This is a genomic window from Candidatus Micrarchaeota archaeon, assembly GCA_028866575.1.
Classification (GTDB): domain Archaea; phylum Micrarchaeota; class Micrarchaeia; order Micrarchaeales; family Micrarchaeaceae; genus UBA12276.
Genome location: JAGWHU010000037.1, coordinates 1 through 1,449 on the forward strand (window position 1 = coordinate 1; position 1,449 = coordinate 1,449).

Here is a 1,449-nt window from a genome sequence, read left to right on the forward strand (position 1 = left end):
AACCACCCTCACTAGATCCCCGACCGTAAGGTCGTGGGATGGAGTTATCCCTGAATCTTTTGATCGAAGGGGTAGAATGAGCGTATGGAGCTTACTCATTTATCCCACTGCGTCTACCACTGCGACTACCACGTAGTCATCGTCACCAAATACCGGCGAAAGATATTCAACGAGGGGATTTTTGCCTACTTCTCGACTCAGTTGGCGGAAATTACCGAACATTATCCCCTCGTCCGGTTTAAAACCGTTAACCATGACGTCGACCACTTACACTTCCTTATCTCCATTCCGCCAACGATGACCGTTGGTAAAGCCGTCGGTCTCGTAAAGCAGAATACTGCGAGAAACCTTAAGCAAAAATTCCCCTTCCTCAAACGGGTCTACTGGGGCACGGATGCCATCTGGTCGGAGGGCTATTTCGCGAGCACGGTCGGGATAAATGTGGACCTGATTAAAGCTTACATCGACCACCAAGGCAAAAAAGATTCAGGGCAAACCCGTTTCGGGTTTGAGGTGCGCTAAAACCCCGACCGTAAGGTCGTGGGAAGTTTATCGTATGTCTGCGGTAAGGCGCGACAGTCTTCATGGTCCGATATCCGTTGAAAATCAGGCGCAAAAATGGTAAAGTATAGATGCTTTAAGACGTTCAAACGATCGCCCCGGTTCTCTGGGGAGGAAAGTCCGGACACCACAGAGCAGCGTTGTTGCTAACGGCAACCGGGGGTGACCCTAGGACTAGTGCAACAGAAAATAAACAGCCTCCCGACTCAAGTCGGCGGCAACGGTGAAACGGTGGGGTAAGAGCCCACCAGTACCGATGGCGACATCGGTAGCTGGTAAACTCAACGCGGTGCAAGTTCGGTGGACCCTCTATCGTCGATATGGCTGCTCGTCATGACGACCTCGGGCCCGAACGCCTAGATAGATGATCGTTCGCGACAGAATCCGGCTTATCGAACGTCTTAAAGCGTTCTTATATCTTTCTGCGTAAGGTATAATGAGAGCGCGATGCCCGGTCGCCAAGCGGAAAGGCACGGGACTTTGAATCCCGCATTCGTAGGTTCGAATCCTACCCGGGCAGCCATAGGCTACCAAACGTGCCTCGCACGCTTGGTAGCCTATGTTTGTATAACGAAAGGATTCGAACCTGGGAAAGGGGTCGGGGAAACGGGAGTTTACCCGTGGAGGAAATAATAATTATGAACCGAGGGGTTCTTAAGGAGTCCCGACATGTCGGGACGACGGTTCTAGCGCAACGGCACATCACTCGGCAGGCGCCGGGGAAATTGGGGCAGATTGGGTGACCTTATGTCGGGCGAGTAATTTTGTATCGATCCACTCGTCAATAGAGAGTGGACCAGGACCATTAATTAAGAGCGACAGCGAGATGCCGTAGAGCATGAGGTGCGGCCACACGGCTTCGCGGAAAAATAAGAGCGAGAGCGTAAT

General features: G+C 52.0%; 2 protein-coding genes and 1 tRNA gene. 2 read left to right on the plus strand and 1 reads right to left on the minus strand.

Going from position 1 to position 1,449, the window contains the following annotated elements; translation table 11 throughout:
* The first annotated feature begins 84 nt into the window (after positions 1 to 84).
* Together tnpA and KGI06_06295 are read left to right on the plus strand one after the other, a co-directional pair.
* The gene (gene tnpA, locus KGI06_06290; GenBank protein ID MDE1871818.1) at positions 85 to 522 is read left to right on the plus strand and encodes an IS200/IS605 family transposase; all 438 of its coding nucleotides are present in this window, start codon (positions 85 to 87) and stop codon (positions 520 to 522) included.
* Positions 523 to 1,009: 487 nt separating this feature from the next.
* Positions 1,010 to 1,084: transfer RNA gene (locus KGI06_06295), tRNA-Gln, on the plus strand.
* 179 nt (positions 1,085 to 1,263) lie between these two features.
* Here KGI06_06295 and KGI06_06300 read toward each other — a convergent pair.
* Positions 1,264 to 1,449, minus strand: a 186-nt coding sequence (locus KGI06_06300) for a hypothetical protein (GenBank protein ID MDE1871819.1), incomplete at its 5' end; no start/stop codon positions are given.

What these genes read in the sequence shown, in the direction of transcription:
- tnpA (MDE1871818.1), top strand. Translation starts at nt 85, where the DNA reads ATGGAGCTTACTCATTTATCCCACTGCGTCTACCACTGCGACTACCAC.